21 protein-coding genes are annotated in these 23,181 nt (G+C 47.5%); 16 read left to right on the top strand and 5 right to left on the bottom strand.

What is annotated here, in order from left to right; all coding sequences use genetic code 11:
- Window positions 1-62: 62 nt before the first annotated feature.
- Window positions 63-866, bottom strand: coding sequence for a hypothetical protein (locus ACQSGY_RS19730; protein ID WP_427180088.1), 804 nt, complete (start codon window positions 864-866; stop codon window positions 63-65).
- A 415-nt stretch (window positions 867-1,281) separates the two neighbouring features.
- Here ACQSGY_RS19730 and ACQSGY_RS19725 point away from each other — a divergent pair, with 415 nt between their 5' ends.
- From ACQSGY_RS19725 to ACQSGY_RS19715, 3 genes are all read left to right on the top strand, one after another.
- Window positions 1,282-1,515 (top strand): hypothetical protein, encoded by a 234-nt coding sequence (locus ACQSGY_RS19725; protein ID WP_427180086.1) that lies wholly within the window; start codon window positions 1,282-1,284, stop codon window positions 1,513-1,515.
- Window positions 1,516-1,812: 297 nt separating this feature from the next.
- Complete coding sequence (locus ACQSGY_RS19720) at window positions 1,813-2,643, top strand: alpha/beta hydrolase (RefSeq protein WP_427180085.1); 831 nt, start codon at window positions 1,813-1,815, stop codon at window positions 2,641-2,643.
- Window positions 2,644-2,755: 112 nt separating this feature from the next.
- A complete protein-coding gene (locus tag ACQSGY_RS19715; protein ID WP_427180083.1) occupies window positions 2,756-3,541 on the top strand; it encodes a DODA-type extradiol aromatic ring-opening family dioxygenase in 786 nt (261 codons plus the stop codon).
- A 239-nt stretch (window positions 3,542-3,780) separates the two neighbouring features.
- On the opposite strand, the gene ACQSGY_RS19710 is transcribed toward ACQSGY_RS19715, so the two are convergent.
- Window positions 3,781-3,993 carry a hypothetical protein gene (locus ACQSGY_RS19710; RefSeq protein WP_427180081.1) on the bottom strand — a complete coding sequence of 71 codons (213 nt, stop codon included), beginning with the start codon at window positions 3,991-3,993 and terminating at the stop codon, window positions 3,781-3,783.
- A 349-nt stretch (window positions 3,994-4,342) separates the two neighbouring features.
- Between ACQSGY_RS19710 and ACQSGY_RS19705 the strand changes: the two genes are divergently transcribed.
- On the top strand, window positions 4,343-7,666 hold the full coding sequence (locus ACQSGY_RS19705; RefSeq protein ID WP_427180079.1) for an InlB B-repeat-containing protein: 3,324 nt from the start codon (window positions 4,343-4,345) through the stop codon (window positions 7,664-7,666).
- A 156-nt stretch (window positions 7,667-7,822) separates the two neighbouring features.
- Here the strand turns inward: ACQSGY_RS19705 and ACQSGY_RS19700 are convergent, their stop codons facing one another.
- Window positions 7,823-8,359, bottom strand: coding sequence for a DoxX family protein (locus tag ACQSGY_RS19700; protein WP_111273209.1), 537 nt, complete (start codon window positions 8,357-8,359; stop codon window positions 7,823-7,825).
- A gap of 349 nt (window positions 8,360-8,708) precedes the next feature.
- On the opposite strand from ACQSGY_RS19700, the gene ACQSGY_RS19695 reads away from it, so the two are divergent.
- The 4 genes from ACQSGY_RS19695 (at window position 8,709) to corA (ending at window position 13,054) form a co-directional block, all read left to right on the top strand.
- Window positions 8,709-9,782 (top strand): DUF3048 domain-containing protein, encoded by a 1,074-nt coding sequence (locus ACQSGY_RS19695; RefSeq protein ID WP_427180078.1) that lies wholly within the window; start codon window positions 8,709-8,711, stop codon window positions 9,780-9,782.
- 230 nt (window positions 9,783-10,012) lie between these two features.
- Window positions 10,013-10,630, top strand: coding sequence for a DUF47 domain-containing protein (locus tag ACQSGY_RS19690; protein ID WP_111273207.1), 618 nt, complete (start codon window positions 10,013-10,015; stop codon window positions 10,628-10,630).
- 14 nt (window positions 10,631-10,644) lie between these two features.
- Window positions 10,645-11,634, top strand: a complete 990-nt coding sequence (locus tag ACQSGY_RS19685; protein ID WP_184186169.1) for an inorganic phosphate transporter — start codon at window positions 10,645-10,647, stop codon at window positions 11,632-11,634.
- A 460-nt stretch (window positions 11,635-12,094) separates the two neighbouring features.
- Window positions 12,095-13,054 carry a magnesium/cobalt transporter CorA gene (gene corA / locus ACQSGY_RS19680; RefSeq protein ID WP_427180141.1) on the top strand — a complete coding sequence of 320 codons (960 nt, stop codon included), beginning with the start codon at window positions 12,095-12,097 and terminating at the stop codon, window positions 13,052-13,054.
- A 133-nt stretch (window positions 13,055-13,187) separates the two neighbouring features.
- Here the strand turns inward: corA and ACQSGY_RS19675 are convergent, their stop codons facing one another.
- Together ACQSGY_RS19675 and ACQSGY_RS19670 are read right to left on the bottom strand one after the other, a co-directional pair.
- The gene (locus tag ACQSGY_RS19675) at window positions 13,188-14,276 is read right to left on the bottom strand and encodes a DNA alkylation repair protein (protein WP_427180077.1); all 1,089 of its coding nucleotides are present in this window, start codon (window positions 14,274-14,276) and stop codon (window positions 13,188-13,190) included.
- A 319-nt stretch (window positions 14,277-14,595) separates the two neighbouring features.
- A complete protein-coding gene (locus ACQSGY_RS19670; protein WP_426334066.1) occupies window positions 14,596-15,225 on the bottom strand; it encodes a tyrosine protein kinase in 630 nt (209 codons plus the stop codon).
- A gap of 499 nt (window positions 15,226-15,724) precedes the next feature.
- On the opposite strand from ACQSGY_RS19670, the gene ACQSGY_RS19665 reads away from it, so the two are divergent.
- From ACQSGY_RS19665 to bioC, 8 genes are all read left to right on the top strand, one after another.
- Window positions 15,725-16,015 (top strand): YerC/YecD family TrpR-related protein, encoded by a 291-nt coding sequence (locus tag ACQSGY_RS19665; RefSeq protein WP_017690665.1) that lies wholly within the window; start codon window positions 15,725-15,727, stop codon window positions 16,013-16,015.
- 3 nt (window positions 16,016-16,018) lie between these two features.
- Window positions 16,019-16,801 (top strand): sirohydrochlorin chelatase, encoded by a 783-nt coding sequence (locus tag ACQSGY_RS19660; protein WP_427180074.1) that lies wholly within the window; start codon window positions 16,019-16,021, stop codon window positions 16,799-16,801.
- Between the two features lie 295 nt (window positions 16,802-17,096).
- The gene (gene bioA, locus ACQSGY_RS19655) at window positions 17,097-18,449 is read left to right on the top strand and encodes an adenosylmethionine--8-amino-7-oxononanoate transaminase (protein WP_427180073.1); all 1,353 of its coding nucleotides are present in this window, start codon (window positions 17,097-17,099) and stop codon (window positions 18,447-18,449) included.
- Between the two features lie 2 nt (window positions 18,450-18,451).
- Window positions 18,452-19,189 carry a dethiobiotin synthase gene (gene bioD / locus ACQSGY_RS19650; protein WP_427180071.1) on the top strand — a complete coding sequence of 246 codons (738 nt, stop codon included), beginning with the start codon at window positions 18,452-18,454 and terminating at the stop codon, window positions 19,187-19,189.
- A complete protein-coding gene (bioB, locus tag ACQSGY_RS19645; RefSeq protein ID WP_427180069.1) occupies window positions 19,186-20,235 on the top strand; it encodes a biotin synthase BioB in 1,050 nt (349 codons plus the stop codon). The genes bioD and bioB overlap by 4 nt, the downstream gene beginning before the upstream one ends.
- The gene (bioF, locus tag ACQSGY_RS19640) at window positions 20,216-21,394 is read left to right on the top strand and encodes an 8-amino-7-oxononanoate synthase (protein ID WP_427180067.1); all 1,179 of its coding nucleotides are present in this window, start codon (window positions 20,216-20,218) and stop codon (window positions 21,392-21,394) included. The genes bioB and bioF overlap by 20 nt, the downstream gene beginning before the upstream one ends.
- Complete coding sequence (locus ACQSGY_RS19635; protein ID WP_289375722.1) at window positions 21,391-22,263, top strand: alpha/beta hydrolase; 873 nt, start codon at window positions 21,391-21,393, stop codon at window positions 22,261-22,263. Before bioF ends, ACQSGY_RS19635 begins: the two co-directional genes overlap by 4 nt.
- Window positions 22,238-23,152 (top strand): malonyl-ACP O-methyltransferase BioC, encoded by a 915-nt coding sequence (gene bioC, locus ACQSGY_RS19630; RefSeq protein WP_289375720.1) that lies wholly within the window; start codon window positions 22,238-22,240, stop codon window positions 23,150-23,152. The genes ACQSGY_RS19635 and bioC overlap by 26 nt, the downstream gene beginning before the upstream one ends.
- The last annotated feature ends 29 nt before the right edge of the window (window positions 23,153-23,181 follow it).

Below are 23,181 nucleotides of genomic sequence, written 5' to 3'. Positions count from 1 at the left end.
GTCCCTGTTAAAAATCAATTGTAGTAATGACCACAAAAGAATATGTGCCTGTCTGTGTCCTGTTATGCCTGTTTCTTTTGCCCGAATAACGGCCTCATTAAAGCAAGTCCAACAATGCCAATGAGCGCACTCACCCACGGGGCCATGTAGAAAACAGGCAGTTTATCTCTAAGCGGGTAACCGACAAAGAGTACAAGCACAACGATGACGATATAGATGAGGATGCCTCGAACGTTGACTTTGGGCATCATATGTTTGTCCTCGCCCTGGTCGTCTGGTCGTGCTGCTAATCGACGCAGCATCTCCACCAGTGCAATTCCGCCTACAGCGGCAATAAGGAGGGAAAACAGGCTGATATGCTCGAAAGGCTCGGTATCGCCGTCTGTCATACCGAAGAATAATCCTGCGCAGCCTTGAATGAGCAGTACTACGGATATAGCCGCCCAGGCGATCATCACATACCATTTAGGTGTTCGCTGCGCAGGCTCTTGCGTATCGTCATGATCCGCGTGCTGAACGGTGCTGGCTTTATTCTTTTTGTTGGAAACTGTACCGGAATGATTTCTGCCCGTATTTGTGCCTGATTGGACGTTTGGCTGAGCATTACCTGTTTCCAGCTGCATATAAATATCCTTCTCCAGATCTGGTCCATACAATTCGCGAGCCGGTTTGTTTGACTGCTGTGCCTGTACGATGGCTTTACCTGCCGCGAGAATCCATTCTTCCTGAGTTCTCTCGTCTGCCGGTGACTGCCGTGCAATAGTGCTAATCTGGTTGTATAATTGTACGTTATCTGGTGTCATTCGACTCATCTCGGTGATTTGCCGATTTTGTATTTCTTTCAGCTTCTTATACGAAATCCCCAATGCTTGCTCCCCCTGTCCTCACACGTTCTGATCTTCCATATTCATGAAGACCCTGACGGTATTTTAGTATACGGGAAGGGCTGTCGTTTCGCAAAGTCATTCCTTATAAAATAACTGTTTATGGTTCACCCATAGCCCGATGCAGGCTAGCACAACACAGGTACATAAGAGCACCAGCTTTCCATGATGCTGAATCCATGCAAGCAGATGTGCCATGAGCTCATTCCTTTCGGTGAAAGGCGTTCCAGACAAGGGATGCCTTTGATTTTGGTTTTATTTTCCCCATGTGAATCTGTGAATATACACGGACCGTTCCGAAGAAGCAACGATTCTGTGAACGGTGAATAAAGAGCTGTGCAATCCACCACAATAGTAGCAATTTAAAACCGAAATGACGGACAGGAGGGTGCTCAAGATGGACAAGCAATCAGATCTGACACGCAAGATGCTGCTCAACAGTAATTCCCGTGGTGTTAAGGATGAGGTGGTGCCAATGAATGAGAACGTGGACGATGCGGAGTTTGGGGAAGAGCTTAACGATGACAATCTGCAGGGCAGAAGCTTCTGGGACAACGATGGTGAAGGTCAGCAGCATGAATGGAACGGACGAATCGAGACTCATGCGATGTTCCGCAGGAGTTATGAGTAGGAAAGAACCATGGACTATACATGCAGAGGAAATAGCTGCTACAGGAACCAAACAGCGTATATTACGAGCCTTGCTGAACATAGCCAGGCTCTTTTTTTGCAGGGGGGAAAGGCTCAAAAAGAGAACAACAACTTACGACAAAGAACGATCATTTCTCGCGTTGACTTACGGGTAAGGGAATGATAATATACTAATATCTTCTTAATACTTACTAAACTTATCGGATTAAATACAATTAACATAAGAACGAGAAACGTCAAATAGATTGCATTTTCACCAAGGAAAGGGGAAATCGGTATGGAACGTCAGATCAGCATCCGTCACGGGGAAGAGGAGTTAACCGCGACCATTCACTATCCGGTTGTAAAAGATATCAAAGAGGAGACACGTCAGCAGCGTGTACCTTTGGCGGTCATCTGCCATGGCTTTGTGGGAAGCCGAATTGGTGTGGATCGTTTGTTTGTAAAGACTGCTCGTGAACTCGCGGAGGACGGATATCTGGTGCTTCGTTTCGATTACATCGGCTGCGGGGAGAGCAGCGGTGAATATGGAGCCGAAGGGCTGGAGTCCATGGTGCTGCAAACCCGTTCTATACTGGACTATGCGGTGAACTGCAGTGATGTAGACCCGACACGTGTCACATTGATCGGACACAGCTTGGGTGGAGCTGTTGCGCTATTGACAGCTGTGCGTGACAAACGGGTTAAAAATCTCGTGATGTGGTCTGCTGTCGGTTACCCATTCAATGATATTGTAAAGATTACAGGCCGGGACGTGTACGATGAAGGTGTGAGAAAAGGTGCTGCCGATTATCTAGGTTACAAATTCACACCGAAATTTTTCGAATCTCTCGCAGAACATCAACCATTCCAGGAAGCCGTGAAGTTCAGCGGGGATGTGCTGGTTGTACACGGTACTTCAGATGAGGTCATCCCGGTAGACTATGCGTTTCTGTATCAGAAAGTTTTCTGGATGCGTCAGGAAGGGCGCTGCGACAAGGAGATTATTTTCCAGGGCAATCATACGTTCTCATCAGGTAAAGAGCGGGAACAGCTTATTACTCGCACAAGAGAATGGCTTGGAGAGCGTCAGAAGATTGAAGAGAACTGGCAGCACTGGATGATCTAAACGATAAGTCAAACGTCATCAATCAAAAGTCACGGGGGTAGCTTGGAAAAGCGCCTTCTTCGGGGTAAAATAGAGAGGTAAGCATCCTATCCGTGTCTGGAGGTTGGCAGCGATGACATTACCCGCACTATTCATTGCGCATGGTTCTCCCCTGCTTTCGGTGGAGAGCAGTGATTACACTCAATTTTTGAACCAGCTTGGAGAGAGGCTGCCGGCTCCAAAGGCTATCGTTGTTTTTACTGCACACTGGGACTGTCCTGTGCCTTCGGTGACGATGGATGAGAACCATCGAACCCTGCATGATTTTTACGGATATCCTTCAGCAATGTATAACATACAGTACCCTGCAGTCGGGCAGACTGAGATTGCGAACGAAATCTGTGCGTTATTCTCCCGAAGCAACTTGCCGTATCAGCCTGTTATGGGACGAGGGCTGGATCATGGCGTGTGGGTGCCGCTGCTGCATATGTATCCCGAGGCCAACATTCCGGTTATTGCCGTGTCGGTGGACTCCCTGCGTTCTCCTCAAGAGCAGTATGATATCGGTCGTATGCTGGAGCAGCTCAGACATGATCATGTGCTCATCATCGGCAGCGGTGGAACCGTTCATAATCTGAGAATGCTGGCACAGGATGACGAGCCACAGGACTGGGCAATCGAATTTGATGATTGGCTTGGAGAGCGCCTGCAGCAATGGAACACAAGAGAGCTGTTTCAGTATGATAAAAAAGCTCCTCATGCACGGACAGCGGTACCCTCCTATGGAATGGAGCATATCGCACCTTTGTTCTATGCGATGGGGACAGCGGATATGTCCCGCACAGCCCGGCGGTTATTTCAATCCTATCCTCATGGCACGCTTAGTCTGAACTGCTGGCAGTTTGGAGACGGCATATAACTCGGAGCAGATGAGCGTGGAGAACATGAAAATGCTGGAATGTAGTTCGCATCCAGTTTGGATGCAAGTGACGTCTTTCAAGTTATTAACGATTAATGAAATGAAGAATACCGTATAAATAAGATAAAAGGTTCCTCGCATCTGTTAACGACTGCGTGGAACCTTTTTTTGGTGTATAGATACGTCACAGGCTTCGCTCAAATATCTCAAAAAGCGTGCCAGTATCCTGACTTTTAACACTACTTACGAATCTCGAACAACTCACATTCCGCACGTGAGTGATAGGCCAGCTCGCTGACACTGGATTGCACAACAACGGTGTTCTCGTCAAAACGAATGATGATGCCGCCAGAATCAATCTGGTGGTTATCTTTGAATACGCGAATTTTATGTTTTAAAGACATGGCTTCCTGAAAATCGGCGTCCGTTTCAAGACGGCGTTGAGTTGGCATAGGATACTCCTTTTTATAGAACAGACTTTAGTTTTATCATAATACGGAGTCCGGCAGGTGAGCAAGTGTAAGGGACTGGATATCCTCAACTTGTATTGTAGCGTTCTGGAAAAAATGAATGGGTATTATGATTAATATCATTTCCAATGCATAATTGTGCAAGAAAAAATAAGGCTGAATAGCTAGAGATTCGCTATATTCATTTCCCCATGCATCAATTAAACTAAGCGTAATCATGTTACATGTTACGAAAAATTCCATACAGGCAGGGATGTAGGAACGTTCTCATCATTAATTCTTATTGCATTTAGCTTGAAGAGATATGTAGGAAAAAGGGGGAGATATTCAAGTGATTCATTATGTGCGCCGTGCATGGAAAATTGCACTGGTTTTTGTGTTTACGACGTGTTCCTTAGGGAATGGAACAACGCATTTCGCACATGCAGCTGCTAGTCAACCGTATCTAGGTGAGATACAGCTCTTTCCTTACAATTATGCACCAGAAGGCTGGACATTCGCCGCAGGACAGACATTGAGTATTGATAGCAATTCAACTTTGTATTCCTTACTTGGCACTTCGTATGGCGGGAATGGGAGGGATAACTTTTCGTTACCGAATCTGACATCTTTACCCGTGCCTGACGGTATGGGATATTACATTTCAACCGGGGGATTGTTTCCGTCACGAGAGGAAGGAATGGTAAGTAATGCTCTGGCAGGCGAGGTGCGCATGTTCCCGTACGCTTTTGTGCCTGGTGGATGGCTAAAGCTGGATGGAAGCAACCATAACTCACTGGACCATCCAAGGTTGTATGATGCGATTGGTTCGACTTTTGGTTCTTCGGATGGCAGAACGTTTACGCTGCCATCTGTTGAGGTTCCGATACCGGACACCAGGCTGTTTTATGCTGTGGCAGCGACAACTTCTACCGAGCAGCAGAATGGGAATGATATCGGTAATGGAACTGGTAATGAGCTCATGGGCGAATCGATACCGTTTCTTGTGCCGATGCAGACAGCCTGGTTGCCTGGCGATGGCAGACTTGTCTCAACGAGCAACAAGGCGTTGTTTTCACTTCTAGGGGTGAAATTTGGAAGTAACGGTACTGAACAGTTTGGGTTGCCTAATCTTAGTAATAATCCTTATGCGTTCCGATATTATATTGTACTTGAAGCCGGTATCTACCCGAGGACAGGTAATGGTGGAGGTGTTCCCAGTGGGTTGGCAGGAACAAGCACGATCTATACAGTTCCATCTGGCCAGTCTGTACAAATATATAGTTCGGATTTGCTTGGCAATGCATCAGGGAGTGGGGCTTCGGGTGTATCGTTGCGAACGCAGCCTCAGCATGGAACGGTAAGCGATCGCGGTAACGGCTTTACGTATACAGCTGCAAGCAATTATTCAGGGGATGACAGCTTTACCGTCCGTACTTACAACAACAATGGATTCGCCAGCGGTTATTCTACGATCAGGATCAAAGTAGAGGCACCTGTACCCCCAGCGGTGAGTGGAGTTAGTGAGGGCGGCATATACAATGGTACCGTAACTCCCGGTTTTACAAATGGTAATGCGACGCTAAATGGCAGTGAATATCTGAATGGAACACCCATTGGTTCAGAAGGCAGCTACACTTTAGTAGTAACCAACAACTATGGTACAACAACCGTTTCTTTTACGATTGATCTTACGCCGCCAACAGTGGATGGAGTAAGCAACGGGGGACGATATACCGTGCCGCCTACGATTACTTTTAGTGATGGAACGGCTAAGCTGAATGGTGAAGCATTTGAAAGCGGGGATCAGGTTAGTCGGGAAGGCAGCTACACCCTGATTGTTACTGACAAAGCTAATAATAGTTCGACACTTACCTTCAGCTATTATGCACCGCGTCAGCTTCTGTTCGACAGCGGCGGCGGAACGAGTGTAGACAAGCAAGAAGTGTATTACGGTGATTATGGTATTGAACCCACCGCACCAACGCGAACCGGTTATACCTTTACCGGGTGGTATAGTGATGCGGCTTTACAGCAACCTTTCAATTTTACCACATCGTCTATTTATGAAGATGTTCAGCTGTATGCAGGCTGGGAACGTAATCAGTATACGGTTAGCTTTGATACAACCGGAGGTTCGCCTATTTCAGATCAAAGTATCGGATATGGTGATGAGCTAATCCTACCTATTGAGCCAACTTCGAATACGGAGGGTCAGGTCTTTGCTGGCTGGTTTTCGGATTCGCAGTTCACCGTTCCATTTGACTTTAGTCAGCCGATCCAGTCCAATGTGACGTTGTATGCCAAATGGGCCGCTCGGGTTCAGCAGATTACATTTGAAACGGATGGAGGCAGTGTAATTGCTCCACAGTCAGCCGCGTACGGTGATCATCTGTCTCGTCCCGCCGATCCAGAACGCACAGGGTATACCTTTGCAGGATGGTATACCGATGCGACACATACCCAGCCTTTTGATTTTGCGACAGCTACGGTGAATGCGGATATCACTCTGTATGCAGGCTGGAAGCCGGTAACGACACCAGGTGGCGGTTCAAACTCAGGGAACAATGGCAACGGAGGCACAGGGAGCAGTGGAAATGGCGGAAACAGCGAAGGTGGAGGAGGTTCAGGTTCTAACTCTAACTCTAACTCTAACTCTGGCCTCGGCACTGAAAATAATGCTTCGAATAGTACGAGTGATACGCAAGTAAACGTATCTATTGCTGCAGGGCAGGCTGCTGAAATTAAATTAGGTACGGGAATGCAGCTCCAGGTCCCAGCGGGTGCAGCCAATCAGCAGTTGGAGATCAAAGCTATCGTTGTGAACACACCACTGACCGGGCTGAACGGCAACATGCGTGTTGTGAGTCAGGTATACGAATTGACCAAAAATATGCAGGGGAACTTTGGCGCTCCAGTGAAATTAACGCTGAGTTTTGACCCTACATCACTCTCGAGCAATGAGAAGCTTGCTGTCTTCTACCAAAATCAGCCCAATACGCCATGGATCATGGTTGAAGGTGGCGTAATTAAAGGGAATACCATTAGTGTAGATGTGAATCACTTTACACGTTTTGCTGTGATGGCTGTTCCAGCAGCTGACGCGAGTCCGATACCTGCAAAAGTGGATTTCAGTGATATTAGCGGACACTGGGCAGCTTCCACCATTCGCCAAGCGGCTGAGCTGGGTATCGTCAAAGGTTATGCGGATGGTACATTCCATCCGGGAGCCTCCGTAACCCGAGCGGAGTTTACAGCAATGCTGGTGCGGATGCACAAGCCAGCAGCTGAGCATATCGATACGGATTCAGCTTCGCCAGTCTTCTCAGATATGGCACAGATCGGAGCATGGGCACGTGAAGATATTGCGTTAGCCAGTGCTTTGGGCTGGATTCAAGGAGATATGAGAGGGAACTTTCGTGCCAACGCTTCGATTACCCGAGCAGAGATGGCCGTTATGGTCAGCCGTGCCATGGCGATCACAGATGCTGACGCGGAGGCTTCCTTCACGGATGTAGCAACCATCCCTGCCTGGGCAATTCAGGCAGCGGCTCAATTGCAGCAGTCGGGGATAATGAAGGGCCGAGTCAATGGGGCTTTTGATTCCTCGACCCCGTTGACTCGCGCGGAAGCAACTCAGGTTCTGATGAGAGCCGGAGAGGCGAAATTCAATTAATATTATGTAATTAAACCATAAATTCTCGTTAAGCAGCGGCTTCCTCTGGGAAGCTGTTGCTTTTTTTGCGATTAACAAGATGCAGCCAACTTACAAATCAATAAAAATCCTGCTCCGAAAGAAGGAGCAGGACCGAGATTTTATATTTTATTCAGATTAAGCTGTTTTCTTCGTTGGTGTAATGGTTGGTGTCGTAGGTGTCACCGTTTTGTTACGGTTGAACAATCCGCGAAGGTAAGGCAGAACCCAGTGATCCAGACCGATTTTACCAGCATTTGCACCAGCTACGACGATGAAGATTTCCATCACAACCAGTTGAGCGTTGGTGCTTACTGTACCCGAGAAGAGGAACGCGAAGTTCATGACCATTGCCATCAGAGCTGCCAGGGTTGTGAAGCATCCAAGGATGAGTCCCAGACCTACAAGGAATTCACCAAGCGGGATAACGAAGTCGAACAATCCGGCATTCGGAATTGCGAATTTTTCAAGGAATGTTGCCCACCAAGCTTGAACGGCCGGGTGATCACCTGTTGCTTTTTCAAGTGCCCCTGCGAGGAAGCCGCCTGCTTCGAATCCACCAGTCAATTTGCTCCAGCCGTGAGTCATCCAGTCATAACCGATATACACCCGAAGTACTGTCAAAATCCACATTGCCACTTTGTTTTCTCTAATCCATTGGTTGAAGCTGAACATATAAACCACTCCTTTTATGAAATCTAATGTGTGTGTTGTTTTTGTTTTTCTAAGTGATCACCTTTGATGTCTTTATTGTATAGCCGTAAAGGTGTTTTGTTTGTGATAATAATCACAATCTAGTTCAAATTTTAAGTAAGGTTTGAGAAGTTCACATTTCAGACAAATTTTTTCCCTTTAACTGTGTTTCAAAAATGATAAACGAGCTGTATCAAGGCTTTTCAGGCGCAGACAAAACGGAAGCATTGTGATTAAATGGAAGGAAATACGTGAGATGGTTGTCTGCATGAGAGAAATATCACATATGACATCTGAAGGGAGTCAGCCAGATCGTTCAGGAGGTTTTATTTTGAATTCGTTTTCTTGGAAAAAAGGATTGCTGACAGCATCAGGCTGTCTTCTGGCTATTAGTCTTGTTGCTTGTCAGGATAAGGAGCTCGCCAAGGTTCCTCAGCCGGAGCCTGCACCTGCACCAGTACAGGAAGAGCAGCCGATTGAGCAGCCTGTTAATCCGATGTTTACAGCTCCTTTAACAGGACTAGCTGTGGAGACAGCACCCACGGATCGCCCGCTGGCGGTCATGATTAACAATGCACCTGCGGCACGTCCTCAATCCGGGCTAAGCGCAGCAGACATTATTATCGAGGTGCTTGCTGAAGGCGGCATCACCCGTTTCATCGCGGTTTTCCAGAGTGAAGGCGGTGCAGACGCTGTTGGCCCTGTGCGCAGCATTCGTCCGTACCTGATCGAGCTCGGAGAGAGCTATGATGGTGTGCTTGTGCATGCGGGAGGCAGCCCGGAGGCCTATTCTATTTTGCAAAAACAGCAGAAGCAGCATATGGATGAAATTTCGAATGGCGGCCCCTATTTCTGGCGCTCCAAGGATCGCAAGGCTCCTCACAACCTGTATACCTCTGTCGAAAAGCTTAGAGAGGGTGCAGAGAAGAAAGGATACAGCCATGAGTTCCAATCACCTGTGTATATGTACGACGAACAAGGGTCTACTTCAGCAGGGGAGGCTGTGAAGCAGTTTGAGCTCCATTATTTATTGAATAGTTATAAAGTAACGTATGATTACGATGAGGTTAGCGGACGATATATGAGAATGGTTAATGGAAAGCCCGATGAGGATAAAGATAATGGCCATCAGCTTGGTGCAGCTAACATTATTGTTGCCGGAGCAGATCATAAGGTGCTTGATGATGTAGGCCGATTGGCTGTTAATGTGGATCAAGGCGGGGAAGCGATGCTGTTTCAGAAGGGAAAGATGATTCGCGGGCAATGGGTGAGGAAAAAAGGGGATATCATTCGTTTCGTGCAGGACGGAGTGGAGATGAAACTGGTTCCTGGTAAAACCTTCATTAACATCGTTCCAAACGCCCCGAAATTTGCAGATCATGTGAAGCTCGGTGAGCAGTCATGATAAGCTCCTGGGTTGATTTTCCTGGAGAAATGTAAACGCAGTGTAAAATTTGAGTCTGATTTTGCCATAATTCCACATAATTAAGATTCATTTCAGGTTTATATGAGAAGAATATAAAAAAGCATCGCAGCTTTTGTACAAACCATGAAACAAATATGATAAGATATCAAAGGTTGTCATTTCATGTTTCATCGGTTATCAGCGCAATTTCTCGAAGAGGGGATAGAGCTATGAAGATTAAGAAGAAGAAGGATATATTTTTTGAAACACTGGAGAACATGGCAGATACGGTGGTTCAAGCGGCAGATTATTTCTCCCAGCATGTTTCCAACCTTCAGGATGTAACTCTTTTTGCTAATGAAATGAAGAAGTACGAGTCGCAATGTGATGACTACGTACACACCATCATTACAGAGCTGAACAAAACATTTATCACGCCGATTGAACGCGATGATATTATGGAACTGACAACAACTCTTGATGACGTATTGGACGGAATCGAAGCTACAGCTTCCCGTTTCTATATGTACCAACTGGTTGATCCGGACGAATATATCGTTCAATTTGCAGAAATTTTGCGTCAATCGGCTTATGAAATTCAAAAGGCGATTCATTTGCTGTCCCAGAAAAAATTGCTGGCGATTCGTGAATACACCATTCGTCTGAACGATCTGGAAAACCAGGGCGACGAAGTATTGCGTAACTGTATCAAGAATCTGTTCGCTACAGTATCCGATCCGATTGAGCTGATCAAGCGCAAAGAGATTTATGAACGCCTTGAAACGACAACGGATGATTGTGAGCATGTTGCCAACGTTCTTGAGTCCATCATCATGCGTAATTCTTAAGGAGCCAGAGACTAATGGAAACAACGATTTGGGTATTAGGTATAGTCGTCTTCCTTGCACTGGCGTTTGACTTCATTAATGGTTTTCACGATACAGCCAATGCCATCGCAACTTCGGTATCAACACGTGCATTGACGCCGCGCCGGGCTATTCTTCTGGCGGCTGTGATGAACTTTGTCGGTGCAATGATGTTTACAGGTGTAGCGAAGACGATTGGGGGGAGTGTGACGGACCCCACCAAGCTGGATAACGGCATCGAGGTCGTCATAGTCACCTTGATCGCCGCGATCATATGGAATCTGGTCACATGGTGGTTTGGAATTCCTTCTTCCTCTTCACATGCGCTGATCGGCGCGCTCGCGGGTGCTGTACTCGTTGGAGCCGGTTCGGACAAAGTGAAATGGACGGGCTTCATTGATATTGTAGGCGGTTTGCTGTTATCACCTCTGATTGCTTTTGCAATCGGTTATATCGTCATGACGATTCTCAAATATGTATTTGCCAAACGAAGCCCGCATAACGTCAATAAAGGCTTCCGTACGGTACAGATTTTCACAGCTGCATTGCAGGCATTCACGCACGGTACTAACGATGCGCAGAAGGCTATGGGGATTATTACGTTCGCGCTTGTCGCAGCTAAAGTACAGGATCATCTCGAAGTACCGCTGTGGGTAAAAATTTCGGCGGCCACTGCGATGGCACTGGGAACGTCCATTGGTGGATGGAAAATCATCAAAACAATGGGCACGAAAATTTTCAAAATCGAACCGATTAACGGCTTTGCGGCAGATTTGTCGGCGGCCTCCGTTATTTTCACGGCAACGCTACTTCACCTTCCGGTAAGTACTACACATGCGATTACATCCGCCATTCTGGGTGTAGGTTCCGCTAAGCGCTTTTCGGCGGTAAAATGGGGACTGGCTGGCCGTATAATTATTACGTGGTTTATTACGATTCCAATTACCGGAGCCCTTGCGGGATTGCTGTACTGGATTATTTTCTAAACCGCTCATATAAAGCAACACAACCGTGGATATGTTTTAGAAAACCGAACAATGGTCTGTTTATAACCATGTGAATATCGGGATATGTGGATAATTAATCAATGATATGGAAAATAGGCTGTGCACGAAATTGTGGACAGGCTGGATATGTGGATAGCCATCCGTGGAATGATAAACCAAAAGAAATCTTCCTGTGGATACAGGAAACTGTGTGGATAGGGGAAATGAGAGAAGCCAACCGGGTTGGCTTTTTTTGTTTGTGTTTGTCATATCAAGCCAAAATAAGTCATATCAAGTAATACATCTGCAGCGATGACTTACTCCTTAAAGCAGACGTGTGAGGCTTGACGTTGTATGATTGAATAAAATTCGGACAATGAATGTTGGATATGCAAGATCTGTGAAAAGACTTTTATAATAGGGAAGAACTTTGACAAGAGACAAGGACGTGGTCTACTCCATGATTCGTACACTTGCAATTACGCGGGATCACCAGATTACCGTGAACATGCCGCTGGAGCAGCTGGAATTGAGCGATTATGCATGGGTATGGGCAGATTTCAACCAGCCGACAGAAGAAGAAAGCCGATTGCTGGACAGCTATTTTCATTTTCACCCGTTAGCGATTGAGGACTGTATGCATGTCTTGCAGCGGCCCAAGCTGGACTATTATGAGAATTTGCAGTTTCTCGTGCTGCATGCACTGAATCCGGTCACACTGGAGGCCGAAGAGGTGGATTTGTTTCTGGGAGCCAACTTTCTGGTGTCTTTTCATCATGGGAAGCTGGAAGAAGTAGATGAAGCCTGGGATCGTTTGCTGCAGCATGCACATGAACGAACCATCTGGGCAAGAGGGCCGGTCGCGGCAGCCTATACCGTGATGGACAAGCTGGTGGATCATTATTTTCCGTCCCTGTTTGCCATTGAGGATGAGCTGGCTGAATTGGAAAACCGCGGGGGTCAGGAATCAGTGGAGGAACTGATGAATCAGGTGTTTGATCTGAGAAGTCGACTGCTGAAGCTGAGACGCACCGTTGTTCCGATGCGTGATCTGCTCTATCGGGTCGTGAATTCACAGCATGTCCAGCGATCAGGGGAGCATACGGTGTATTTTACTGATATATATGACCATTTGCTCAAGTTGACAGATATGATTGAAGCGGATCGGGAGATGACGGCTGATCTGCGAGACAGCTATATTTCGCTGAACTCCAACCGGATGAATCAGATTATGAAAACTTTAACCGTGATTACTACCGTATTTATGCCGCTCACCTTGATTGCCGGTATCTATGGAATGAACTTCACCCATATGCCAGAGCTGCAGTGGAAGTACGGATATGGTGCAGTGATGTTGCTGATGTTTGTACTGGGCGGCTGCATGGTGGCATGGTTTGTGAAGCGTGGCTGGTTCAAGTAGGCAGGGGCTTGTGGCCCCTGTCTTGTCTCATTTTATTTCGCTATCCACATGTGAATAAGTTTTTTCGTTGATACATAACTGTGCATAAGTAAAAAGAGTAAAATATGCGACCAGTTCTGCCTTAAACGCAGGCTTAGTCTACTTCAAGCGCAAAAGAAACGGTTTGCGTTTCCTGCCCGTTCACAAAAATAGTGAGCGTATGGAGTCCCGCATAAAATTTGCGAGTGGTGATCAGCTTGAAGGATTGCTTGGTCGCGACTGGCGTGCGGCCTTCCGCATACATTCTGTCAGAGCATTTGAAGCGCTTGGGTGCCTGCTTGCCGTTAGCCTTCATATAACCGATCTCATATTCAATCCGCAGCATCTGCGGCTCCCCGCTTGTATTGACCACATCGAATGAAAAATGAAGCTCCTCCCCTGTCGCAATGGTATCCCGTTCCAGTTTCAGGTTCTCAATATCAACAGCTTCCTGTTTGTTGTAGCCGAACAAGCTTAATGCAGCGGGATGCCCTTTTTTGAGCAGTGAACGACTCGCATGACGGATAATCCAGTCCGTATGCGGATGCTGACCATGCCAGGACTGAGCTAAATCCAACACAAGATCGGCATGATCTTTGGAGATATCGTTCAGGTGATTGGCGACACTTTTTCGTACATACAGAGAGCTGTCCTGCCGGAGTGCATGCAAAATGGGAAGCACCGGCGTGGGATCAGCAATAAATTCACCAAGCTTGGCTCCCCATGGCAAACGAGGGCGGCTGCCTTCACTGGCTAACCTGCGAATATGCTCATTACTGCTTTCCGTCCATTCCATCAGCTGTTTGATCGTCTGGAGAGGGTAACGCTGAATAAAGGGGCGCACCGCAAACTCCGAGCTGGAATAAGGTGTAACAAGCGCAAGATACTTCATGGATAGCTCGTACCTGTCTGGGGCAAGTCCATTCACTTCAATGAAGTCAGGTATGAAAAGAAACTCAACACCTCGCAGCTGCGGAGCTGCCTGCCCGATAATATGTAACGCTTCTGCATAATCTGCCGGAAGCACCTGAGTCAAGGCTTCCGTAATGCGGCGGATCCTTGCCTTGAATTCGAGTGTCTCCCAGCCCTCGGCGAAGACTAACTCACGAAATTGCTGTGTCTGCAGCTGCGGATAAAACTGGCGAAGCTGGTCAGCGGTCCGATCAACCAGAGCGGGGGTATATTTGTCTTTGAACAGTTCCATGGTCTGCCTCCTTATATGTATTCTCTAGTATAAGTTGAACTAAAGATTTTACACAGACCACTCCGATGACAGAATAACCTTCCAATCGCTGTTATCCCCAGATTTTTTCGATCCCCTTTTCCAAAGGGGAAAATCCGGTGATAAAGGCGACCGCTCCGCTTTTTCAGGTTTTTTCTGTCCTCTCCGTTAACGTGTAAATGAAGAGTTCAACTTATATATTATACCTCATCTACTGTGCATGGGAACATAGGTTCTTAGTATTTATTCTGAAAAAAATTATTCAGACACCCGCCTTCGCAGAGGGGGTGTCTGAAGGGAACTAGCTTTTGCGTCTTTTGGGGCGCGGTTTTGCAGTTGAGTTTTTGCGGCGTGCCGGAGACGAGGTGCGTTTGCGCTGCGTGCTGTTCGTTTGTTTGCGGCGCTTGCGTGGGCGAGGCTTGGAATATTCCTCGAAGTCAGCATCTGCTTCACTGCTGCTATTTTTATTTTTGCCAAAAGGCAGGATGCCCATGACAAGCTTCATCATCGGTGCCATCTGCTGAATACCGCCAACGACCTTCTGCATCTTGGCTACACCGTTCATGATGCCGTCAATACCGCCGAAGCGGTCAATCATGCCTTTGAGCTCCCCCAGATTCGCGAGGGAAAAGCCTGAACTACCTGAAGATGCGGGTGTTTGGGCTGGAACAACAGGGGTAACTGGAGTACTGCCTCCTAGAAACCCTCCGCCAGTTGCACCTTGCCCGTAAGGCACAAGACCGGATGCTTCGACTTCAGCGAAGCCCGGGTAATGCGGATCAACCCCAGGATACATCGGTTGAATCTGGGCTTCATTCAGAGAACGCGGGACACCATAAGGTACATAGGCCGATGTATGGGCCTGCCGATGACCAGGAGGAGCCGGACGCGGCCGTGTTCCCGGCTGACGATGATAATAATGCTGTGGCATGAACGATCACGTTCCTTCTATATTGGATTTCGGAATTGCGTTCCACCGAGGGTCCCGGAATGGATTGTTACCGAGATATCATTGGAGTGAAATGAGGAAACAACAAGCAAGGTGGAACTCCCTTTTGATATACTGTATGTCATTCGCGGAGAAGCGGCGTAGGCGAGTGTCACGGGAAACGGGATATTTGCGGATTTGGGCGCAGATGGCGTGTGAGGAGCGGAAATGTGTCTTGAGGAAGAAAAATGAAGTTTAGACACAATTTTGTCACAATTGGGTTGTGTAAAAATCCTAGAGGAATAATCGGATATAGTTCCCTGTAAATGGGGATAAACTGCGATATTTAGGGGTAATGTCCATGAGGGAAGGACAATGATACTATTTGTAAGCGTTAACATGTGTTTTTATTCTGTAGTGCGTGAAATCGTTAACGCTTGAAATACCAACTCAGGGTAGGTACAATGTAGGTACACAGTAACCGCTAGGGGATGATAAATAAATGCAGCTGAAGAAGCTAAATGATAAAAGTATTGAACAACTATTCGAGGCCATCCTGACACTGAAGGATATTGAGGAGTGTTATGTCTTTTTTGATGACCTCTGCACCGTAAACGAGATTCAATCCATGTCCCAGCGTCTGGAAGTGGCACGTATGCTTGGTAAAGGCAATACATATAACCAGATTGAAGCGGAGACTGGCGCGAGCACAGCTACAATCTCGCGTGTGAAGCGTTGTCTGAATTACGGCAATGATGGTTATAAAATGACGCTGGAACGCCTGGGGCGCTAATTCATGAAGAAGCCGGGTGTACTCATCATTAGTCACGGTTCTCAGGAGAAGACCTGGGTTGAATCCGTCGATGACGCGATCTCCCGGCTGAATCTGCCTGAGCCGCTGCCTGTTGAAGCCGGATTTCTGGAACTCGTGAATGGACGTTTGATTCAGGACGGCATCAACCGGCTTGAAGCACAAGGTGTAACGGATATGCTCGTTGTACCTCTTTTTGTTTCGTCTGGAAGCACACATGTGGATGAGATCGAATATGCGATTGGAGCCAAGGAAGCACCTGAACGGGAGACAGACCTTGAACCTTTCGAGGTACAGGCCCGGGTTCATTTCGGTTATCCGGTGGATGATGATCCTGATATTGCGGTAATGGTGTGGGACAAGGTCCAGTCACTGTCACAGCAGCCCGAACAGGAGACCATCCTGCTCGTTGGACATGGAAGCATCCATGACGGATTTCGCCAGCGCTGGGAAGCCGGCATAGCTTCTCTAGCTCGACGCGTACAAGATATTAGCGGTGTAGCTCATACAGATTACGCGCTGCTTAATCCCGAGAGTGTGCATGACAAGGCGAAATACTGGAGCGAAGAGCGTGGAAGCCGTGTAATTGTGGCACCGCTGTTTCTGAGCGCCGGTTATTTTACGCGTCATGTCATTCCAGAGCGACTTCAAGGTCTGGAGTATGCATATAGCGGGGAGACGCTGCTTCCTCATCCGCTGCTTGGTCAGTGGCTGGAACGGCAAATTCAGTATTTGCTGGAGCAGTGTAATAGGGCAGTTCCAAGTTAAATAGCATTAAAGTTGGATTCCAGTTTAAATCCATTCATGATAAAAAAACGGCAGAGATGCCGTTTTTTTTGTTTTATTGCGTCTTTATTTCGCTCTACAAACGGTATCTTGAACCTAATCGAAATGATCAGAAGTGTGTAATGTTTAGTAAAAATAGGCCATATGTAGAATGTAAAACTCTCTTTACAGTGGAGAATTTGTTTGATAAGATGTGCATGTCTTAATTGTTAACCTGAAAAATAAAATTGGTTAACAATTAAGAATGTTAGATGATTTGATGGAAAGGAGCTGTACGATGACACCATATGAACGGCTTGTAGCCATAGACCAGGCTCATGTCTGGCATCCTTTTACACAGATGAAGGATTACAACCAGTCTGATCCGCTAATCATTGAACGAGGCGAAGGAGTTATGCTGTATGACGTACAGGGGAGGGCTTACTACGATGGTTTTTCTTCGGTTTGGCTTAATGTGCATGGGCACAATGTGCCGGAGCTGAATGAGGCCGTCACTGCACAATTAGGACGAGTAGCACATTCCACACTGCTTGGCATGGCTAATATCCCTGCAATTGAGCTAGCCGAGAAGCTTGCAGAGATTGCACCTCAAGGATTGACGAAAGTATTTTATTCCGATGCAGGCGCAACCGGGGTAGAAATTGCAGTCAAAATGGCTTTTCAATATTGGATGAATCTCGGGAAGACCTCCAAAACTAAATTCATCACCATGAATCAGGCTTATCACGGGGACACCATTGGCGCCGTGAGCGTAGGTGCCATTCCGTTGTATCATGACGTATTTCGACCGATGCTGTTTCCGTCTTACGTCGTGCCCTATCCATACGCTTATCGACATGAGCGTGGTGCACATGGAGCAAAGAAAGCTACCCTGTCTGAGCTACGCAAAATTCTGGAAACGAGTGCACATGAAATTGCGGCGATGATTGTCGAGCCGATCGTTCAAGGCGCAAGTGGCATCATCGTTATGCCTGAAGGCTGCCTGCGCGAGATGGCGACATTATGCCGGGAGTATGACGTACTGTTTATCGCCGATGAGGTGGCTACAGGCTTTGGGAGGACAGGTATGATGTTTGCTTGTGATCATGAAGAGGTATCCCCTGACCTGATGGTGGTGGGTAAAGGGCTTACTGGCGGTTATTTGCCTGTAGCAGCTACGCTGGCAACCGAAGAGGTTTTTTGTGCTTTTTACGCGGATTATGAAAAGCAGAAAACGTTCTTTCACGGTCATTCGTTTACAGGTAATCCGCTCGGATGTGCAGTCGCGCTGGCAAGCCTGAAGCGATTTGAAGATCACCATATGTTAGAGGGTGTAAGGAGGAAAGCACTGTTGGTTGAGCACAAACTTCGTGCCATTAAGGATGCTCCGCATGTCGGAGAGATCCGGCAAAAGGGACTGATGGTGGGCATTGAACTGGTGAAGGACAAGTCCACCCGGCAAGCATATGAATGGGCAGAACGCATCGGCGTTCGTGTAACCGGGCGTGCGCGGGAACTGGGGATGCTGACGAGACCCTTAGGCCATGTCGTGGTGTTCATGCCTCCTCTTGCCAGCACCGATGCAGAACTGGATGAGATGACCGATATTCTGATGAAAGCCATTATCGATGTCACCGAAGGTGGTCGGTAGAGATGAATGGAACACAAGGGTTATTCGTAACAGGTACCGATACGGGGGTAGGCAAAACGGTAATTACAGGTGCGCTTGTTGCTGCGCTTCGTGCGGAAGGGGGAAACGTCGGCGTTTGGAAACCGGTTCAGACGGGTGGACTTGCGGGTGAAGGCACAACAGATGCAGAGCTTTTACTGAAATACACGGGGATGGATTCGTACGCGGAGGATATTGCCTCGTTCACGTTTGAGGCTCCACTTGCACCCATGCTTGCTGCAAAACAGGCGGGATTGAATATTACGTTACAGGATATCCTCAGTGCCGGGGAAGCGATACGTAATCGATATGATTCCGTATTTATTGAAGGCGCAGGTGGTGTAGCAGTTCCAATAACAGAGGACGCCTTGACGGCTGATCTGATAGCTGGGCTTCAGACTCCGGTATTAATCGTTGCAAGATCAGGACTAGGTACGATCAATCATACGTTGCTTACGATGGAATACTTAGAACGCCGCGGAATTTCAATTCTAGGTTTCATTCTGAATGACGGTCTCTCAGGTGAGTTGTACCTTGACCCAAGCGTGGAGACAAACGGGAGAATCATTGAACAATACAGCGGCATTCCTTGTTTGGGACATTTTCCCGAGCTTACAGGAGAGATTGATCCCAAGAGGTTAATCCATGCGCTTCAGTCAACGATCAACCTTTCTCCCGTCAGAGATACTTTGACCATTCAGAAAATGGAGGAATATCGATGAAATCGATGAATATGAGCATAGCTCCTAAAGATACAGACTGGATGTCCCTTGCCAGAAAATCTTTGAAAGGCGAATGCCTGACAGTAGAGGAAGGGATCGCTGTTCTGGATGCTGATAATGACGAGGTACTGCCACTCCTGCATGCAGCTTATGTTGTGAGACGACACTTTTATGGCAATAAAGTAAAGCTGAATATGATTATCAACGCCAAGAGCGGGTTGTGTCCGGAAGATTGTGGGTACTGCTCTCAATCCATCCGATCCAGCGCATCTATTCCGAAATACAGTTTGCTGGATAAGGAAACGCTGCTGTCAGGTGCACAGGAAGCAATGGCTCGCCAAGCGGGTACATATTGTATCGTTGCATCAGGAAAAGGACCGACAAATCAGGAACTGGAGCAGGTCATCGATGCTGTAAAAGAAATCCGTGCAACGCTACCCCTTAAAATCTGTGCTTGTCTTGGCATCTTAAAGGAGGGGCAGGCCGAACGTTTGGCTGAAGCGGGGGTGCATCGTTACAACCACAATCTGAATACAAGCCGAGATAACTATCCGTCCATCACGACAACACATACGTATGACCAGCGGGTTGAAACTGTAGAGAAGGCCAGAACTTCCGGCATGTCTCCTTGCTCCGGTGTTATTATCGGCATGGGCGAGAGTCAGCGAGACATTGTAGGGATGGCTTTTGCACTTCGAGAGCATGATGCAGATTCGATTCCGGTTAACTTTCTCAATGCAATCCCCGGTACACCTATGGAAGGGGCTTCACGTACAACGTCGATGAGAGCGCTTAAGGTGCTGGCATTATTTCGATTGATTTGTCCATCCAAAGAAATCCGTGTAGCAGGAGGACGTGAGATTAGTTTGCGTTCATTGCAACCTTTGGCGCTGTATGCCGCTAATTCAATCTTTGTGGGGGATTATTTGACGACAGCAGGTCAGGACATTACGAATGATCATCAGATGATTGAGGATTTGGGGTTTGAGATTGAACTCAATGCCTTGCAGGGTGGTGCCGACAAATATGAACTGGATGGAAAATGAACTTGAAAAACTGGCTCACGCCTCAAATCAACGTCATTTACGCGATAGTACTAAGTCTCCTGAACGTCCTGGTCATATTGTAAGAGGAGGGAATAGCTTACTTGATCTGGCTTCCAATAACTATCTGGGACTTGCAGGGCATCCTGATATTATTCAAGCCATTTGTGAAACACTCCAGGTTGAAGGCGCAGGCTCAGGTGCTTCCCGTTTCGTCACGGGCAATAGGTCATTATACGGCCGTCTGGAAGCAGCGCTGGCATCTTGGCAGCATGCTGAAGCTTCTCTTGTTTTTGCAAATGGTTATATGGCGAATTCAGGTGTCATTGCAGTACTTATGGGACGAGGAGATGTGGTTTTTAGCGATCAGTATAACCACGCCAGCATCGTTGATGGTGTCGTGTTAAGCCGTGCGGAGCATGCCAGATATCGGCATAATGATCTGGAGCATCTGGAGGCTCTATTGCACAAACATCGGGATAAAAGGCGCAAGCTGATTGTCACGGATGCACTGTTTTCCATGGATGGGGATCGGGCACGATTGCATGAACTGGTGAAACTCAAACGACGATATGACGCTATGCTGATGGTGGATGAGGCACATAGTGGAGGTGTTTACGGGGAAAAGGGAGAAGGGCTTTGTCATGAGTTGGGACTCCATCGCCATGTAGATGTACATATCGGAACATTCAGCAAAGCCTTCGGTATATATGGAGCTTATATAACTGGTAACAACGTATTAATACAATTTCTTATGAATAAAGTCAGACCACTTATCTATTCTACGGCGCTCCCGCCCTCGCTTCTGGCAGGAATTATGACGGCTTTACATTTGGTACAGACGGAGCATTGGCGCCGTAATCATCTGCGTTCGGCCAGTGATTGGTTTCGTTCCGCGTTGATGAATGCAGGATTCTATGTGGTAGAAGGAGATTCGCAAGTTGTGCCGATCATGGTTGGTGACAGTGAACAGGCACTTCGTTTCAGCGAAGCTCTGGAAGGAGTCGGCATTGCTGGGATAGCCATTAGGCCACCTACGGTGCCAGTCGGCACAGCACGAATTCGTTTTTCTGTATCGTCGGCGCATACGTATGATGAGTTGAGGCAGGCGAGTGTTCTCATTAAGAAAGTTGGGAATCAGCTCGGTTTGCTCACATCATGAACATACGGAATGAATATATGGGACGAGTAGAGCAAAAGGAAACAGGGACGATATTATGGCTAACTGGCTGGAGTATGACTGATGCTGTATTTAACTCGTTACGTCAACGATTGCCTGATTATCAGCATCTTTCTCTGGATTACAGTGTTGCGAGTACTCCCGAGGATATGCTGGACCTTGTGGAAACAACCGTCAATCGGTTATCTCGGGCAGTTCGGTCTAATCGATTGGATGAGGGCGCTGCTCATGGCGATATCGGCATGCCGGAACTGTTCCACGTGCCGAAAGGGACTTGTGGAGAGAACGTGCCTCGCGCTCCGCTACTCATCTCGGGCTGGTCTTTGGGAGCGGTACTTGCTCTTGGACTGGCAGCCAAAGGTTATGCCGATGGGTTGGTGTTATTTAGTGCAACTGCACGTTTTGTTCGGGAAAAGAAGGAACGGAGCCTTGGTGTGCACGATGCGTACGTCAGGCAAATAATGCGAGACATAGCCAAGGAACGGCCAGACGTGGAGAGTCGTTTTCGCAAAATGATGTTTACAGTACGGGAGTGGGAAACGGGGTATGCTGACCGCCTCCCCCCGGCGGGCTGCTGGACACCCGAAGCGCTGCTGGCAGGACTTCAAATTTTACGTCATGAGGATTATTTGTCCGATCTGGCGCGAATCGAATGCCCAGTCCTTTTATTCCACGGGCATGAGGACAAAATTTGTCCATATGATGCAGGGGTGGAACTATTGGATCGGTTACCGCTAGCCAGATTAGTGACGCTGAATGATGGGGGACATGCAGCTTTTCTCGGTAATGAAGTCAGAATTGAGAAGGAGTGGAGGAGGTGGTGGCATGAGTATAAGCAGGAGTTGGGATGAAAACGGAGCGAACTTCGACAGTAGCATTAATGTTCAGCGACGATTCAATCGTAATGCATCCTCTTATGATACGCATGCCCACGTTCAGCGAAGGATGGCCTCTCGGCTTGCAGGAACTCTTGCACACGGCAAGAACAATACGTTTAGTCATTCACCGACTATTCTTGAAATAGGCTGTGGTACAGGGTTTTTGACACACAGGATTGCTAATGATTGGCCTGAAGCAAGTATTACCGCCGTGGATATTGCACCCGAAATGATTCGTCTGGCATCCCGGCGATGCTTGTCTGTACAGCATGCTGAAGGTGGGAAGGGGACCGCAGAAGGAATTCATTTTGTGCTGGCTGATATTGAAAAGTGGGTTCATGATGCCCCGTCATGCTCGGTAGATATCATCGTTTCCAATGCTTGTTTTCAATGGTTGCGTGATCCTCAACAGACCTTGAACGGCTTGAAGCGTATACTCCGTCCAAGAGGCAGGCTTCTGTTCACAACTTTTGGGACGGATACTTTTCGGGAGATGCATGAGGCATTTCATGAGGTATATCTAGCCTGCAGAGTTCAACCGCAGCGACATGGACTGTCGTTTCATTCGGCTGAAGAGTGGAGAGTTATGTTGGAGAGATCAGGTTTTACGAGTTATCCGGAGAATCGTTTGGTTCATATCGAGAGATATGCTTCTGCAAGAAATTTTCTGCACTCGGTAAGAGGCATGGGGGCAAGCACTTCGGAAGCAGCTCAAGTGCCCGGGGTTAGTCTACGAACTCTGTTTACCCGGATGTATAAGGTGTATGAAGATAGGTTCAGTGTCGGGGCGGGAGGAGGGGTTCAGGCGACATATGACCTCTTGTTTATTGAAGCTGTCGTTTCAGATATAAGCACGATATGAAGCATCATATGTGGCATATTATATAGTTA

Source organism: Paenibacillus sp. TC-CSREp1, assembly GCF_050171015.1.
In the GTDB taxonomy this organism is placed as follows: Bacteria; Bacillota; Bacilli; order Paenibacillales; family Paenibacillaceae; genus Paenibacillus; species Paenibacillus silvae.
Note: the sequence above shows the minus strand (reverse complement) of the source record. Positions and strands in the feature narration are given on the sequence as shown.

Excerpts from the sequence above, each read along its gene's own strand:
- ACQSGY_RS19725 (WP_427180086.1), top strand. The coding sequence starts at position 1,282 with ATGGACAAGCAATCAGATCTGACACGCAAGATGCTGCTCAACAGTAAT.
- ACQSGY_RS19720 (WP_427180085.1), top strand. The coding sequence starts at position 1,813 with ATGGAACGTCAGATCAGCATCCGTCACGGGGAAGAGGAGTTAACCGCG.
- ACQSGY_RS19715 (WP_427180083.1), top strand. The coding sequence starts at position 2,756 with ATGACATTACCCGCACTATTCATTGCGCATGGTTCTCCCCTGCTTTCG.
- ACQSGY_RS19710 (WP_427180081.1), bottom strand. The coding sequence starts at position 3,993 with ATGCCAACTCAACGCCGTCTTGAAACGGACGCCGATTTTCAGGAAGCC.
- ACQSGY_RS19700 (WP_111273209.1), bottom strand. The coding sequence starts at position 8,359 with ATGTTCAGCTTCAACCAATGGATTAGAGAAAACAAAGTGGCAATGTGG.
- ACQSGY_RS19690 (WP_111273207.1), top strand. The coding sequence starts at position 10,013 with ATGAAGATTAAGAAGAAGAAGGATATATTTTTTGAAACACTGGAGAAC.
- ACQSGY_RS19685 (WP_184186169.1), top strand. The coding sequence starts at position 10,645 with ATGGAAACAACGATTTGGGTATTAGGTATAGTCGTCTTCCTTGCACTG.
- corA (WP_427180141.1), top strand. The coding sequence starts at position 12,095 with ATGATTCGTACACTTGCAATTACGCGGGATCACCAGATTACCGTGAAC.
- ACQSGY_RS19675 (WP_427180077.1), bottom strand. The coding sequence starts at position 14,276 with ATGGAACTGTTCAAAGACAAATATACCCCCGCTCTGGTTGATCGGACC.
- ACQSGY_RS19670 (WP_426334066.1), bottom strand. The coding sequence starts at position 15,225 with ATGCCACAGCATTATTATCATCGTCAGCCGGGAACACGGCCGCGTCCG.
- ACQSGY_RS19665 (WP_017690665.1), top strand. The coding sequence starts at position 15,725 with ATGCAGCTGAAGAAGCTAAATGATAAAAGTATTGAACAACTATTCGAG.
- ACQSGY_RS19660 (WP_427180074.1), top strand. The coding sequence starts at position 16,019 with ATGAAGAAGCCGGGTGTACTCATCATTAGTCACGGTTCTCAGGAGAAG.
- bioA (WP_427180073.1), top strand. The coding sequence starts at position 17,097 with ATGACACCATATGAACGGCTTGTAGCCATAGACCAGGCTCATGTCTGG.
- bioD (WP_427180071.1), top strand. The coding sequence starts at position 18,452 with ATGAATGGAACACAAGGGTTATTCGTAACAGGTACCGATACGGGGGTA.
- bioB (WP_427180069.1), top strand. The coding sequence starts at position 19,186 with ATGAAATCGATGAATATGAGCATAGCTCCTAAAGATACAGACTGGATG.
- bioF (WP_427180067.1), top strand. The coding sequence starts at position 20,216 with ATGAACTGGATGGAAAATGAACTTGAAAAACTGGCTCACGCCTCAAAT.
- ACQSGY_RS19635 (WP_289375722.1), top strand. The coding sequence starts at position 21,391 with ATGAACATACGGAATGAATATATGGGACGAGTAGAGCAAAAGGAAACA.
- bioC (WP_289375720.1), top strand. The coding sequence starts at position 22,238 with ATGAGTATAAGCAGGAGTTGGGATGAAAACGGAGCGAACTTCGACAGT.